This is a genomic window from Paenibacillus abyssi (genome assembly GCF_014640295.1).
GTDB lineage: Bacteria > Bacillota > Bacilli > Paenibacillales > Paenibacillaceae > Paenibacillus_D > Paenibacillus_D abyssi.
Map to the genome: position 1 here is coordinate 367,666 of NZ_BMGR01000001.1, position 12,935 is coordinate 380,600.

General features: G+C 48.8%; 14 protein-coding genes. 10 read left to right on the forward strand and 4 right to left on the reverse strand.

Annotated elements, in window-relative coordinates:
• The first annotated feature begins 4 nt into the window (after positions 1 to 4).
• Positions 5 to 673 (forward strand): GNAT family N-acetyltransferase, encoded by a 669-nt coding sequence (locus IEW11_RS02045; protein WP_188528523.1) that lies wholly within the window; start codon positions 5 to 7, stop codon positions 671 to 673.
• A gap of 16 nt (positions 674 to 689) precedes the next feature.
• Positions 690 to 1,469 (forward strand): MBL fold metallo-hydrolase, encoded by a 780-nt coding sequence (locus IEW11_RS02050; protein WP_188528525.1) that lies wholly within the window; start codon positions 690 to 692, stop codon positions 1,467 to 1,469.
• Here IEW11_RS02050 and IEW11_RS02055 read toward each other — a convergent pair whose 3' ends face one another.
• From IEW11_RS02055 to IEW11_RS02065, 3 genes are read right to left on the reverse strand one after another with little or no spacing between them, the layout of a single operon-like run.
• Positions 1,470 to 2,960 (reverse strand): PH domain-containing protein, encoded by a 1,491-nt coding sequence (locus IEW11_RS02055; RefSeq protein WP_188528527.1) that lies wholly within the window; start codon positions 2,958 to 2,960, stop codon positions 1,470 to 1,472.
• Positions 2,947 to 3,426 (reverse strand): PH domain-containing protein, encoded by a 480-nt coding sequence (locus tag IEW11_RS02060; protein ID WP_188528529.1) that lies wholly within the window; start codon positions 3,424 to 3,426, stop codon positions 2,947 to 2,949. Before IEW11_RS02060 ends, IEW11_RS02055 begins: the two co-directional genes overlap by 14 nt.
• Positions 3,427 to 3,459: 33 nt before the next feature.
• The gene (locus IEW11_RS02065) at positions 3,460 to 4,101 is read right to left on the reverse strand and encodes a thiamine diphosphokinase (RefSeq protein WP_188528531.1); all 642 of its coding nucleotides are present in this window, start codon (positions 4,099 to 4,101) and stop codon (positions 3,460 to 3,462) included.
• A 224-nt stretch (positions 4,102 to 4,325) separates the two neighbouring features.
• Here IEW11_RS02065 and IEW11_RS02070 point away from each other — a divergent pair, with 224 nt between their 5' ends.
• Both IEW11_RS02070 and IEW11_RS02075 read left to right on the forward strand, forming a co-directional pair.
• The gene (locus tag IEW11_RS02070; protein ID WP_188528533.1) at positions 4,326 to 4,988 is read left to right on the forward strand and encodes a trimeric intracellular cation channel family protein; all 663 of its coding nucleotides are present in this window, start codon (positions 4,326 to 4,328) and stop codon (positions 4,986 to 4,988) included.
• Between the two features lie 14 nt (positions 4,989 to 5,002).
• Positions 5,003 to 5,479: a low molecular weight protein-tyrosine-phosphatase gene (locus IEW11_RS02075; RefSeq protein ID WP_188528535.1), complete on the forward strand. Its 477-nt coding sequence runs from the start codon at positions 5,003 to 5,005 to the stop codon at positions 5,477 to 5,479.
• On the opposite strand, the gene IEW11_RS02080 is transcribed toward IEW11_RS02075, so the two are convergent.
• Positions 5,457 to 6,203 (reverse strand): alpha/beta hydrolase, encoded by a 747-nt coding sequence (locus IEW11_RS02080; protein ID WP_188528537.1) that lies wholly within the window; start codon positions 6,201 to 6,203, stop codon positions 5,457 to 5,459. The genes IEW11_RS02075 and IEW11_RS02080 overlap by 23 nt on opposite strands.
• Positions 6,204 to 6,484: 281 nt before the next feature.
• On the opposite strand from IEW11_RS02080, the gene pdhA reads away from it, so the two are divergent.
• The 6 genes from pdhA to IEW11_RS02110 all read left to right on the forward strand — a co-directional run bounded on the left by pdhA (position 6,485) and on the right by IEW11_RS02110 (position 12,922).
• The gene (pdhA, locus tag IEW11_RS02085) at positions 6,485 to 7,552 is read left to right on the forward strand and encodes a pyruvate dehydrogenase (acetyl-transferring) E1 component subunit alpha (protein ID WP_188528539.1); all 1,068 of its coding nucleotides are present in this window, start codon (positions 6,485 to 6,487) and stop codon (positions 7,550 to 7,552) included.
• Positions 7,553 to 7,568: 16 nt separating this feature from the next.
• Entirely contained in the window at positions 7,569 to 8,549 is a 981-nt protein-coding gene (locus IEW11_RS02090; protein WP_188528541.1) for an alpha-ketoacid dehydrogenase subunit beta, read from the forward strand.
• Positions 8,550 to 8,573: 24 nt separating this feature from the next.
• The gene (locus IEW11_RS02095) at positions 8,574 to 9,884 is read left to right on the forward strand and encodes a dihydrolipoamide acetyltransferase family protein (RefSeq protein WP_188528543.1); all 1,311 of its coding nucleotides are present in this window, start codon (positions 8,574 to 8,576) and stop codon (positions 9,882 to 9,884) included.
• Between the two features lie 4 nt (positions 9,885 to 9,888).
• Complete coding sequence (lpdA, locus tag IEW11_RS02100; RefSeq protein WP_188528545.1) at positions 9,889 to 11,304, forward strand: dihydrolipoyl dehydrogenase; 1,416 nt, start codon at positions 9,889 to 9,891, stop codon at positions 11,302 to 11,304.
• A gap of 112 nt (positions 11,305 to 11,416) precedes the next feature.
• Positions 11,417 to 11,920, forward strand: a complete 504-nt coding sequence (locus tag IEW11_RS02105; RefSeq protein WP_188528547.1) for an acyl-CoA thioesterase — start codon at positions 11,417 to 11,419, stop codon at positions 11,918 to 11,920.
• Between the two features lie 45 nt (positions 11,921 to 11,965).
• Complete coding sequence (locus tag IEW11_RS02110) at positions 11,966 to 12,922, forward strand: thymidylate synthase (protein ID WP_188528549.1); 957 nt, start codon at positions 11,966 to 11,968, stop codon at positions 12,920 to 12,922.
• Positions 12,923 to 12,935 lie beyond the last annotated feature (13 nt).

Sequence of the window (12,935 nt, forward strand, 5' to 3'; positions counted from 1 at the left end):
TTACATGGATTATATTCGCATTACTTCAATTCAACAACCGCTGTTTCCATTAATGCACCGTTTAATGCAGGAAGTGTTTCCTCCTGAAGAGGTGCTTGAATATTCATTATGGGAAGAACCGATTCAAGATCCGGACATCCATGTTTATGTCGCGGTTCACGAGGGGGAGGTTGTCGGAGCGACGGAATACCGGTATTATGCTGATTTTCGCACAGCAATGACCGATTTTACCATAATCGGCAAGCCGGGTCTAGGCATCGGGCGTTTCCTGCTTAAAAATCGCGAGCGCGATATCAAACGACTGGCGTCTGCAGCCGGTAACGAACCGATTGGCATGTTCGCCGAAATCTATGATCCTTATCAAGTTGAGCACAGCTTCGGCGGGGTGACGCCGATGAACCCATATGTTCGCCGCGAAGTACTGTCGCATATTGGTTACAAGCGGATCGACATGGCTTACGTTCATCCATCCTGGGATCATCAAGGCCAAGCGGTATCCGGATTAGACTTGTGCTTCTTGCCTGCAGACGAGAATCTGGAAGAACTGCCGGCTTCGCTCGTGTATGATTTCTTGGACCGTTATTACAGTGCACTGCCGAATAAACCGCAGGATTGGCTGACCATGATGGCGGAATTAAAATCTAAACAATCAGTGGCGCTCAAGCCTCTGTAAAGAAAGGCGCATGCCAATGACGAGAATTACGTTCTTGGGAACCGGAGATGCTATGGGCGTCCCGCGCGCTTACTGTGATTGTAAGGTATGTGAGGAGGCGAGAGCCAGCGGTGTCAACCGCAGGCTCCGCTCCTCTTTGCTTATTCATGATCAGAAGAGCGGAGATACATTCATTGATTGCGGACCCGATTGGGGAAGGCAGATGGAGTTGGCGGGATTACGCTCATTGGACCGCATTCTGATCACCCATGCGCACTTCGATCATATCGGCGGCATGGTGGAATGGGCGGATGCCTGCCGCTGGCAGGGCCGGAGAGGCCAGGTCTATGCTCCTGAAAAAGTGATTAAGGAAATCTGTAACCGCTTCCCATGGCTCGGAAATCATCTCGAATTTCATTCGTTAGCTGCATCGTTACAGATTGGTGAGTGGAGAGTGCAAAGCTGGGAGGTTAATCACGGCAAGAATGGCTTTTCCTTTGCTTTTCGCTTCGATCATGAGAAGACGCAAGAGGCATGGGCTTACTGTTCCGATGCGATCGCGCTAACCGAAGAACAGCTGGCTCCTTTGTATGGGCTGGATCTGTTAATCTTAGGGACCAGCTTTTACAAGGAGAATTTCCCGTTCGAAACACGTTCGGTCTATGACGTCACGGAAGCGATTGGTTTATTGGAAACGTTATCCCCTAAGCAGGCTGTTTTTACGCATTTATCACATGATATCGATCTGCGTACAAAATACAGCCTGCCCGAGCATACATCATTTGCAACGACGGGGATGTCGCTTAATTTCTCATAATTATTTACTCTGCTGCGGGGGATTCACTTTTTTGCCTATCATCCACGTTTTTAGTTCCATACCAATGTTAAATGGCAGGTGCTTGATATAGAAAAGAGCCGGCAGTGCGCCTGAAGTCAGTGCGATATTAAGAGTCGCAAGCTCTTTCCGAACTTGAAAGACAGACTGGGAGAGCCGGTTCCATTGAATTCTTCGTTTGGGAACCAGTATGCGATGCCTGTTGAAGCTGCCGTATTGTATGGCGATCTGCTGCTGCAGCAAGCTCCAGCCCGTCTGCCTGTAACGAAGCCACGACCACAGAACGGCCAGCAGCGGAAGAAGCAAAGCGAACCAACCGAGTGAATAGGGTATCCATATAATCGCCGGTATGGATATCGCTAACGTCAGGATGACCGGAACCAGCATGAAGCTCAGCAGCGAACGTTTTCCCAGCCGGCTCCATTCATCGGCCAATTGATATTGGGGAGTAAACCGCGCCAGAAAGGCTGCCAATTCCCGCTCCCGCACAAGCGGAAACAGTATGGCGGATTCTCCCTCTTTGCCTGCATAACCTGCTGATACGATATGAACGGTCACCAAGCCAAACGGACGGCGGAAAACATTCTCCACAAGATGAACAGCTTGAATGCGTTGAAGAGGGACGGTTACCTGTTTACGCTCGAGCAGCCCGCGTTCGATAACCAACTTGTCTCCTTTTAATTGGAGTGTGAAACCATACTCCCTGATTGATGTGAAAAGCACGGCCAGCAGCCATGCGATGACGATAAGAAAGACAATTAGCCACACGATTTGCGCCGAGCCCATCCAGTAGGATATAAATCCCCAGATATCAAGGGTTTCAGCCAACCACTCATCCAGCTGCGAATATGCGGCGCCTATAACGGCCAAGACAACGCCGATTTTCCCGGACGTCGTGCTGTAGATCAACAGATCGCTAAAGGATAATCTAATCCGCTGTTCAACAGGAGCAGCTTTCTCTACCGGGGTCGCTTGCGGCACATCTGATATAATCTCCGGTTGTGAGACCTCCATTAATCCGAGCGCGATCCGTATTTGTTCCGCTTCCCGGCCTGAGATTGCGTTCAGGACAACCTCCGGCTTTTTGCCGCCAGCGGTCTCAACCTGCAGCTTCAAAAGTCCGAAAATCCGGTGCAGAACGCCCGCCGTCGTATCGACCGCCTGTACGCGGTCTTTGGTGATCCACAGCTTTTTGCGGATGAAAATGCCGTGATCGACCCGCAGAGAGCCTTGGTCAAGGTAATAAACGAAGCGGTACCACGTCAGCAGCCCGATCGTAAGCATAATGATCATCATAACCGCGATTCCGCCAAACAGCCACAGCCAGTTGATATCATCGCGAAACACTGTAGTGAGGATAAAAGCAATCATGGGATACAAGAGATCCTTCACCGATTTACCTATAAAAAAGATGACCGACACCGGATGAAGACGTCTGCTGGTTGTTAATTCCGCGGATTCAGATTTCTTCATCGGATATCCTCGCCAAGCTTGCGATCTGTCTTCTTACCTCGTCAGCCGAACGCTCGGTCAGCGCCGGAATCTCATGGCTTCCTGCAGCGGTGGAGAATGTGACGGTTGCTAACCCGTATTTGCGGAGAATGGGGCCTTGCTTCGTATCCACGTGCTGTACGCGAACCATCGGAATGGTCGTTCGTTTGCGAAAGAGAATACCGTGCTTGAGGTCAACTTGATCCTCATTGATTTCATAGCGCCACTCTCTATAGTACATATTCGGTAATACGATAATTTCAATAACAGACGTTAAACATCCCACCATCAGGGCGATCGCAAAGATCCACGCGGGCCAATCAAAACGGAGCGTTAAAAACAGCAAAATAGCGAGAATAATCAAATAGACCGAAGCGGAAATGAAGCCCGACATCCGCCAAGCCTTCAAAGCATTGGAATCAATTCGCTGTCTTGGTTCGTTGTACATTCAGCTATTGCCTCCTATTGTTAGATTGGTTTCCTAGTCACGGCTTTGAATTACGAGCAGCCAACCTTGCTCGATTGTGATCTGTCCCGATGCAGCTTCCAGAACGTTACTGATTCCGAGCGACTGTCCCATGATCAGCTTCGCATTATGAAGGGGGTAACGAAAGCCGTGCAGGTTGATGCCCTGAACCTGCGGCGTAAGCGGGAGCAGGGACACATTCGCATAGCCGCTCTGCCTGATTGTCAGCTTGTCGGTGACGAGCCGGATTTCATTATGTTCATCGACGATAGAAGCAGATATGCCTGATTGCTGTGCCATTACAAGCAAATGAATATTTGCGATGGAGTGGTCGAATCGGGTGCCGAGTGCGCCGATCAAAACAACCTCCTGAGGATTAAGCGACAATGCTTCGCGGAAAGCGAGCTCGGTATCGGTGTAATCCTTGTCAACGGGATCGTACTGCTCCGTAACCTTGCTAATCGAGCGAATACGGGAAAGCTCCTGACCGCTGACGGAATCGAAATCTCCAATCGCCAGATCGGGAGTAAAGCCGTTCATGATCAAAAATAAAGCGCCGCTATCGGCGCCGATTAACAGATCGTCTGCAAGGATATGCGATAGTGCCCAACCGCCGAGATTTCCGCCTGTGAAAATAACAACTCGCTTGATAGCCATGTAGGGATATTTCCTTTCTGAGAACGGTTGCTCCGCTTCATATACGAGAAAAGTATACAGCGAATCCATTCATCTGACCAGAAGTATCTTGCCGTTTAATTCTCCTGCCGCTGATATTGTCTTGCACGAACCATGGGACGCCGCTACAATGGGAAAAGACATGTTCGGACAGGTTTCGCCATTAGGCGAGATTCATCCGCTAAAGTGATTCGGGGGCATCGTACATGGATTTGGATATTTTCAGTTGGTTTAGTATTATTGGCACGATCGCTTTCGCGGTGAGCGGCGCGATCGTTGCAATGGAAGAAGAATACGACATCCTCGGCGTGTTTGTGCTTGGCCTTGTTACCGCATTTGGAGGCGGTGTCGTACGCAATGTGTTAATTGGGGTGCCGATTACAACACTGTGGAGTCAGGGTCTATTTTTGAAAACAGCCATTATCGCTGTGCTTATCGCATTTCTGCTCCCGGTGAACTGGATTCAACGATGGCGCCGAAGCGAAGCGTTCTTTGATGCGATCGGATTGTCGGCCTTCGCGATCCAAGGCGCATTGGCGGCCACAAGCATGAATGTTCCCTTAAGTGCTGTTATTGTAGCTGCGGTATTGACCGGAATCGGGGGCGGTATCATCCGTGACATGCTTGCGGGCCGCAAACCGCTGGTGCTTCGGGATGAAATTTATGCGGTATGGGCCATGCTCGCCGGATTGGTCATCGGCCTAGGGTGGGTGGTTACACCGCTGCAGCTGCTCGTGTTATTTGCGCTGGTTATTATGTTTAGAATGCTTTCGGTTCAATATAAATGGAAGCTGCCGCGCAGATCTTTGAAGCTTGCGGAGGCGCAAAGCAGCAAAGAAGACGGTAAGCGCCAGGATCGGGAAAGTTGAGAGGAAGGGTAAGAATGAAAAAAGTGTTATTCGTTTGTTTGGGAAATATATGCAGGTCGCCAATGGCAGAAGCGGCGTTTCGCCATTTGCTCGAGCGGGAAGGGTGGAGCGATAAAATAACCGTTGACTCAGCGGGTACCGGAGATTGGCATCTTGGCAAACCGCCGCATGAGGGAACCCGAAAGCTGTTGGATCATCATGGTATCGGCTATTCCGGCATGCTGGCAAGACAAGTGTGCGAGCGAGATTTCTTCTCCTTCGATTATATCGTTTGCATGGACAGCCAGAATCAACTGGACGTTATGAAATGGCTGCCCAAACAAATCACAAAAAAAGCGGAAGTGTTCAAATTTATGGATCTGCTGCCTGAGCGTGGATTCGCGGATGTTCCAGATCCCTATTACAGCGGCAACTTTGAGGAAGTATACGAGCTGGTAGAAGCAGGCTGTCTGCGCTTGCTTGAGAAGATCAAAGCAGATCTGTCTTCATAAACCAACGCAGTGCGTCAGGCAGCTCCTGCTGCCAAAAGCCCCATTGGTGCTTGCCATCCTTCTCGTAATATAGCAGCTTTGCTCCTTTAGCCTCGAGCAGCTGCTTCGTTTGGCGGTTCATTTCGACGAAGTCGAATACTCCGCGGTCCGTCTCAAATTCGGTTTCCTGCAGGCCGACAAACATATAGGCATCCAGCCAGGATAAGCTTTCACTGTAATCGGCAAGAATAGAGCGGGAAGCGGGGTAATAGGCGCCTGACATCGACAGCAAACGGGAAAACCGCTGCGGATAACTCAGCGCAATATGCAGGCTGACGGTCGCTCCCAAGGAGTCGCCTGCAAGCAGGATCTGGTCAGCCTCCGTCCGAACTGTATAACGGGAAGCAACGAAGGGAATCATTTCCTCTACAAAAAAACGCACATATGATTCATGACGATCGCCGTCCGGTGAATATTCAGCCGTACGGTGTTTTTTGTCTACATCGACGCCCACAACAATACAGGGTTCAAGTTCATCCTCGAGGATCAACCGGTTCGCCTGGGTGGCGATTCGGCCGAAGTTGAAGAAATCTTCTCCATCCTGACAATATATGACGGGATAACTGATAATCTCATTGTAGCCGGGCGGCAAATAGACCCGTAAATCCCGTTCGCCTTCGGTTAATAACTTTGAGGTGACCGTTTCTTTATTAATCGTACGTTTGTAAACATTCGATTCACTCATTTTTTGGACTCCTTTAAAATATTGAATGGTTTTGTCGAGATGTGGGTAAACAATAGGGAGGAAAAGGCAAGCACGGCAACGATTTTTCTCCCTGTTGTACTATTCTGTAATATATCAAAATTAAATCTGTATTATAAACAATTTGAAGCGAAAAAATTAAAAATCCAAGATAAAATAAAGGTTTTTTTGATTTTTGCTTTGACCAATTTCACTAAACAGGTTTATAATAATTCTATAACAGAGGCATTCGATATTCAAATATCTTATCGAGGTGAACGTTAATGAGCAAGCTTCCTTACGAAGTACAGACGGAACCGGTAACTCCATTGTCCGTCCTGTCTCCCGAAGGGGAAATTATTAATCCGGATTTGATGCCGGACCTGACCGATGACCAATTAAAAGAAATTATGTACCGCATGGTATTTACCCGCACTTGGGACGAGCGTGCCGTTAATCTGGGACGTCAAGGACGTCTTGGCTTCTATGCGCCGGTATCCGGCCAGGAAGCTTCGATGGTCGGCAGCGAATACGCGCTGAACAAAGAAGATTTTGTATGTCCCGGTTACCGCGATATGCCGCAAATCGTATGGCACGGCCTTCCGCTGTATCAAGCTTTCCTGTATTCCCGGGGCCATCAGCATGGCGGACAAATTCCGGAGGGCGTTAATGTATTGATGCCGCAAATCATCATCGGCGCACAGATCCTGCATGCGACCGGCGTTGGCATGGCCTTTAAAAAACGCAATGAGAAACGCGTTGTTATCACCTATACGGGTGACGGCGGTTCTTCGGAAGGCGATTTCTACGAAGGCTTGAACTTTGCGGGTGTCTATAAATTACCCGTGATTTATGCCGTTCAAAACAACGGTTACGCGATAACGACACCATTTGCCAAGCAGACTGCTGCGCTTTCCATCGCGCATAAAGCAGTTGCAGCCGGCATCGCTGGCGTGCAGGTCGACGGCATGGACGTATTGGCTGTCATCAAAGCGGTATCCGACGCAGCTGAGCGCGGACGCAATGGAGAAGGCGCAACGCTGATCGAAATTCTGACTTACCGTTTCCGTCCGCATTCCATGGCGGATGACACTTCGAAATATCGTACCAAAGAAGAAGAACAGGAATGGAGCCTGAAGGACCCGCTCGTTCGTTTCGGCAAGTTTCTGGAGAAGAAAGGCCTCTGGTCGGATGAAGATACCGCCCGCGTGAAAGAAGAGGCAAAAGCGACAGTGAACGAACATATCAAGAAAGCCGAAGCAACAGAGAAAATGACGGTTGCTGGTCTGATTGATACAATGTTCGAAAACACTCCGCAGCATTTACAAGAGCAGAAAGCCGATTTCGAATAAGGGGGAACCGTTCATCATGGCTCAAATGAATATGAAAGAAGCGATCCGCGACGCAATGCGCGTGGAATTGAAAAATGATCCGAACGTATTGGTGTTCGGGGAAGACGTTGGTAAAGTCGGCGGCGTATTCCGTGCGACAGAAGGTCTTCAAGGCGAATTCGGCGAGGACCGCGTATTTGACACGCCGCTGGCCGAATCCGCAATTGCAGGTATGGCTGTAGGGATGGGGATTCAAGGCTTCCGTCCGGTTGCAGAGATTCAGTTCGTTGGTTTTATCTATGAAGCATTGGATCAAATGTTTGTCCAAGCTGCACGCATGCGTTACCGTTCAGGCGGACGTTACAATTCACCGATCGTGTTCAGAACGCCTTTTGGCGGCGGCGTAAAAGCAGCTGAGCTGCATACCGACTCGCTGGAAGGATTGGCTGTTCAGACTCCTGGTATCAAAGTGATTGTACCTTCCAATCCTTATGACGCAAAAGGACTGTTAGTATCGGCTATCCGTGATAACGATCCTGTATTTTTCATGGAGCATCTGAATTTGTATCATGCCTTCCGCGCTGAGGTGCCTGAAGATGCATACACCGTTGAGATCGGTAAGGCGAACGTTGTCCGCGAAGGAAGCGACGTCACGATCATCGCTTACGGCATGATGGTTCATACCGCTATGAAAGCTGCGGAAGAGATTGAAAAATCCCGTGGCATTAAAGCAGAAGTTATTGACCTGCGGACATTGATGCCGCTTGATATCGACACGATCGTTGCGTCGATCCAAAAGACTAACCGTGCGATTGTCGTACAGGAAGCACAGAAAACATCAGGCGTTGCAGCAGAAATTATCGCGCAAATCAATGAAAAAGCAATTTTGCACCTGGAAGCGCCAGTCCTTCGGGTAGCCGGTCCGGATACAGTGTATCCATTTGCCCAAATTGAAGATGCATGGCTGCCGTCACCGGCACGCATCGTTGCAGCCTTGAACAAAGTACTGGACTTTTAATTCATCTGACAGGAGGAAATCCAGGTGGCAAAATTTGAATATCGTTTCCCAGAGCTTGGCGAAGGTTTGCATGAAGGCGAAATTATCAAAATGCTTATCAAACCGGGCGATACGGTAACGGACGAAGATATTATCATGGAAGTGCAAAATGACAAGGCAATCGTTGAGGTGCCTTGTCCGGTAAACGGCAAGGTGCTTGAAGTGCTTGCCAAAGACGGACAAGTATGCCATGTTGGCGACGTTGTTGCGGTTATCGATGCAGAAGGTGATATTCCGGAACAAGCAATTCCGGATGCTGAACCAGCTCCAGCTGCAAAAGCGGAAGAGAAGAGCGAGAGTGCATCTGCGGCAGCCGCCGCAGCGCCTGCCGCAGAAGCGAAACCAGCTGCTGAAGCCGGCAATTCCGCTGGTTCTGTTCTGGCTACACCAAGCGTACGCAAATTCGCGCGCGAAAAAGGTGTGGATTTGAACGGCGTCGCTGGATCGGGCAAAAACGGCCGCATTACACGTGAGGATGTTGAACAAATCGCTGCAGGCGGCGGAACAAAAGCAGCAGCTGGCGATGCAGCAGCCGTTGCGGCGAAAGGTGCGGGCGAGGAGAAGCCGGCACATGTTCAGACGCAAGTTGGAGACCGTATTGAAGAGCGTGTGCCATTCAAAGGGATCCGTAAAATTATTGCCAACGCCATGTCCAAATCGGTATACACTGCTCCTCATGTAACATTGATGGATGAAGTGGATGTTACCCAGCTCGTTGAGCTGCGCACGAAAGCGAAGCCGCTGGCGGAGAAGAAGGGCGTTAAGTTAACCTATCTTCCGTTCATCGTGAAGGCACTCGTGGCAGGACTGCGCCAATTCCCGGTCATGAATGCGATGCTTGATGAAGAGAATCAAGAGATCGTCTTCAAAAAGTACTACAATATCGGGATTGCAACGGATACCGACAACGGCTTGATCGTACCGGTTATCCAAGATGCCGACCGTAAAAATGTATGGATGATTGCCGATGAGATCAGAGATCTGGCTACCCGCGGACGCGACGGCAAGCTGTCTGCAGCAGAGCTGAAGGGAAGCACAATGTCGATTACCAACATTGGTTCTGCAGGCGGTATGTTCTTTACACCGGTTATCAACTTCCCTGAAGTCGCGATCCTTGGAACAGGACGCATCTCCGAGAAGCCGGTTGTTAAGAATGGTGAAATTGTAGCTGCACCGGTTATGGCACTGTCACTGAGCTTTGACCACCGTCTGATCGACGGCGCAACCGCACAAAACTTTATGAATTATATTAAGCAGCTGTTAGCAGATCCTGAGCTGCTCGTTATGGAGGTGTAACACCATGGTCGTAGGTGATGCTTCACTAGATATCGATACATTGGTGATTGGCGCCGGTCCCGGCGGATATACAGCGGCAATTCGTGCCGCTCAGCTGGGCCAAAACGTGCTAATCGTGGATAAAGCAAATGTGGGCGGCGTATGCTTGAACGTGGGATGTATTCCTTCCAAAGCATTGATCTCCGCTGCACATCAATACGAAGCTGTCTCTCACGGAGCGGACATCGGCATTACAGCCGGCGATGTGAAGGTTGACTTCGGTAAAGTACAGGATTTCAAAAACGGCGTTGTCAAAAAGCTTACCGGCGGTGTCGCATCGCTGCTTAAAGGTAACAAAGTGCAGTATTTCAACGGTGAAGTCATGTTCATCAATGAGAACGAAGCACGTGTATTCAACGATCAAGAAGCACCGCGCTACCGTTTCAAAAATTGCATCATCGCTACAGGCTCACGCCCGATTGAGCTGAAAGCTTTCCCGTTCGGCGGACGTATTCTTTCCTCGACAGAGGCGCTTTCTCTGCCTGAGGTGCCGAAGAGCATGATCGTAATCGGCGGCGGTTATATCGGAATCGAGCTCGGACAAATGTATTCGAAATTCGGAACAAAAATCACCGTCATCGAAGGTATGGATTCTATCCTTCCAGGCTTTGATACCGACATGACCAAGCTTGTCGAGAAGAAGCTGAAATCGAAGGACGTTGAGATCATTACCGGCGCGCAAGCGAAGAGCGCTGAGCAAACCGACAACGACATCACGTTGACGTACACGGTAAATGGCGAAGACAAGCAAGTAACGGCAGACTACCTGCTTGTTACCGTTGGACGCCGCCCGAATACGGATGGTGAGCTTGGCCTCGATCTGATCAACTTAAAAATGACGGACCGCGGCATGATCGAAGTGGATGACCAATGCCGTACGAGCATCCCGCATATCTTTGCAATCGGCGATATCGTTGCTGGTCCTGCGTTGGCTCATAAAGCTTCTTATGAAGCGAAAGTTGCTGCCGAAGCGATCGCAGGCATGCCTAGCAAGGTTGATTACAAGTGTATTCCGCTTGTCGTCTTCTCCGATCCGGAATGCTCCAGCGTTGGTTTTAGCGAAAAAGAAGCGAAGGAAAAAGGCCATAATGTAAAAGTCGGAAAGTTTCCATTCAACATCAATGGACGCGCTCTGTCTTTGAATGCAACTGACGGCTTCGTGAAAATCATCTCCGATGCGGACTCCGGCCTCGTGCTGGGTGCGCAAATCGCAGGACTCGAAGCATCTAACCTGATCGCAGAGATGGGTCTGGCGATTGAGATGGGTGCAACGGTTGAGGATATCGCATTGACGATTCATGCTCACCCGACACTTGGCGAGATTGCGATGGAAGCTGCGGAAGTAGCACTTGGCCATCCGATTCATACAATAGTAAAATAAGATCTATTGTCATATTGCGATTCACATCGAACAAAGAGGTCTTGCCGCGTTTTACCATCCGGCAGACCTCTTTTGTTCTCTGTTCAAGCCATCCGTTGAAGGGGGTTCTCTAATGAAGAATGATGCTACCCAAAAGCCCTGCTCTGCATCACGTTCGGTCATGACGCAGCTTATTTTCCCTTCGGATACGAATCATCACGGTACGATGTTCGGAGGCAAGGTGATGGATTACATCGATAAGATCGCTGCGATCGCCAGTATGCGTCATGCCCGAAAGCCCGTTGTGACCGCTTCAAGCGACAGCCTGGATTTCCTGGCTCCCATCCGGCTAGGCGAAGTCATCGAGTTGGAGGCTTATGTAACATGGACACACAAAAGCTCGATGGAGGTTGTCGTCAATGTCTTATCCGAGAATCTTTATACGGGTGAAAGGCGTTTAACCGTTACTGCATTCTTCACCTTTGTGGCTGTGGATAATGAAGGAAAGGCATCCCCTGTACCAGCCGTTGTGCCGGAGACAGCGGAGGAAATTCGCTTGCATCAATCCGCTCCTGAACGGTATGAGCTCAGAATCAAACGAAAACAAGAACGACAAAATGCTTCAAAAATGGTATGATAGTGATAAAATTCGCACTTGCAATATCGGGGGGATCGAACCAAAATGAGCAGCAATGAAACCGCGTATCTTGATCTTTTAAAGCATGTCCTAGAAAATGGGATCAAAAAAGAAGATCGAACGGGGACCGGAACACTTTCAACATTCGGGTATCAAATGCGATTTAATTTACAAGAAAATTTCCCTTTGATTACAACCAAAAGAATACCTTTTCGTTTAATATCCAGTGAGTTAATCTGGTTTATTAAAGGCGATACAAATATAAAATTTCTGCTCGAGCATAACAATAACATCTGGAACGAGTGGGCGTTTAAAAAATGGATCGAAAGCTCTGAATATACCGGACCCGATATGACCAATTTCGGCCTGCGCTCACAGCAGGATGAACAATTTAACCGGTTATATGAAGAACAAATAGACCTGTTTAAATCCCGTATTTTGAATGATGCTGATTTCAGCAGGAAATATGGCGAGTTAGGCAATGTTTACGGCAAGCAATGGAGAGAGTGGAAAACCTCGAACGGCAATACCATTGATCAGCTTAAAGAAGTCATCGATTCCATCAAGAAAAATCCTGATTCCAGGCGTTTGATCGTATCGGCCTGGTCACCTGAGGATATTCCCAATATGGCGCTTCCGCCTTGTCATACGCTGTTTCAATTTTATGTGGCGGACAATAAACTTTCGTGCCAGCTTTATCAAAGAAGTGCGGATATCTTTCTCGGCATTCCGTTCAATATCGCAAGCTACGCTTTATTAACGCATATGATTGCCCACGAGTGTGGATTAGAGGTTGGGGAATTTATCCATACATTAGGCGATGCCCATATCTATCTTAATCATATCGATCAAATTAAAACTCAGCTTAGCCGGGAACCAAAACAAATGCCTACTTTACATTTAAACAAAAATATAACATCCATTTTTGATTTCGAAGTAAGTGATATCGAAATTCAAGATTATAACCCTCATCCCACAATCAAAGCTCCAGTAGCTGTGTGATATTTACCGACAA

What these genes read in the sequence shown, in the direction of transcription:
- IEW11_RS02045 (WP_188528523.1), top strand. Translation starts at nt 5, where the DNA reads ATGGATTATATTCGCATTACTTCAATTCAACAACCGCTGTTTCCATTA.
- IEW11_RS02050 (WP_188528525.1), top strand. Translation starts at nt 690, where the DNA reads ATGACGAGAATTACGTTCTTGGGAACCGGAGATGCTATGGGCGTCCCG.
- IEW11_RS02055 (WP_188528527.1), bottom strand. Translation starts at nt 2,960, where the DNA reads ATGAAGAAATCTGAATCCGCGGAATTAACAACCAGCAGACGTCTTCAT.
- IEW11_RS02060 (WP_188528529.1), bottom strand. Translation starts at nt 3,426, where the DNA reads ATGTACAACGAACCAAGACAGCGAATTGATTCCAATGCTTTGAAGGCT.
- IEW11_RS02065 (WP_188528531.1), bottom strand. Translation starts at nt 4,101, where the DNA reads ATGGCTATCAAGCGAGTTGTTATTTTCACAGGCGGAAATCTCGGCGGT.
- IEW11_RS02070 (WP_188528533.1), top strand. Translation starts at nt 4,326, where the DNA reads ATGGATTTGGATATTTTCAGTTGGTTTAGTATTATTGGCACGATCGCT.
- IEW11_RS02075 (WP_188528535.1), top strand. Translation starts at nt 5,003, where the DNA reads ATGAAAAAAGTGTTATTCGTTTGTTTGGGAAATATATGCAGGTCGCCA.
- IEW11_RS02080 (WP_188528537.1), bottom strand. Translation starts at nt 6,203, where the DNA reads ATGAGTGAATCGAATGTTTACAAACGTACGATTAATAAAGAAACGGTC.
- pdhA (WP_188528539.1), top strand. Translation starts at nt 6,485, where the DNA reads ATGAGCAAGCTTCCTTACGAAGTACAGACGGAACCGGTAACTCCATTG.
- IEW11_RS02090 (WP_188528541.1), top strand. Translation starts at nt 7,569, where the DNA reads ATGGCTCAAATGAATATGAAAGAAGCGATCCGCGACGCAATGCGCGTG.
- lpdA (WP_188528545.1), top strand. Translation starts at nt 9,889, where the DNA reads ATGGTCGTAGGTGATGCTTCACTAGATATCGATACATTGGTGATTGGC.
- IEW11_RS02105 (WP_188528547.1), top strand. Translation starts at nt 11,417, where the DNA reads ATGAAGAATGATGCTACCCAAAAGCCCTGCTCTGCATCACGTTCGGTC.
- IEW11_RS02110 (WP_188528549.1), top strand. Translation starts at nt 11,966, where the DNA reads ATGAGCAGCAATGAAACCGCGTATCTTGATCTTTTAAAGCATGTCCTA.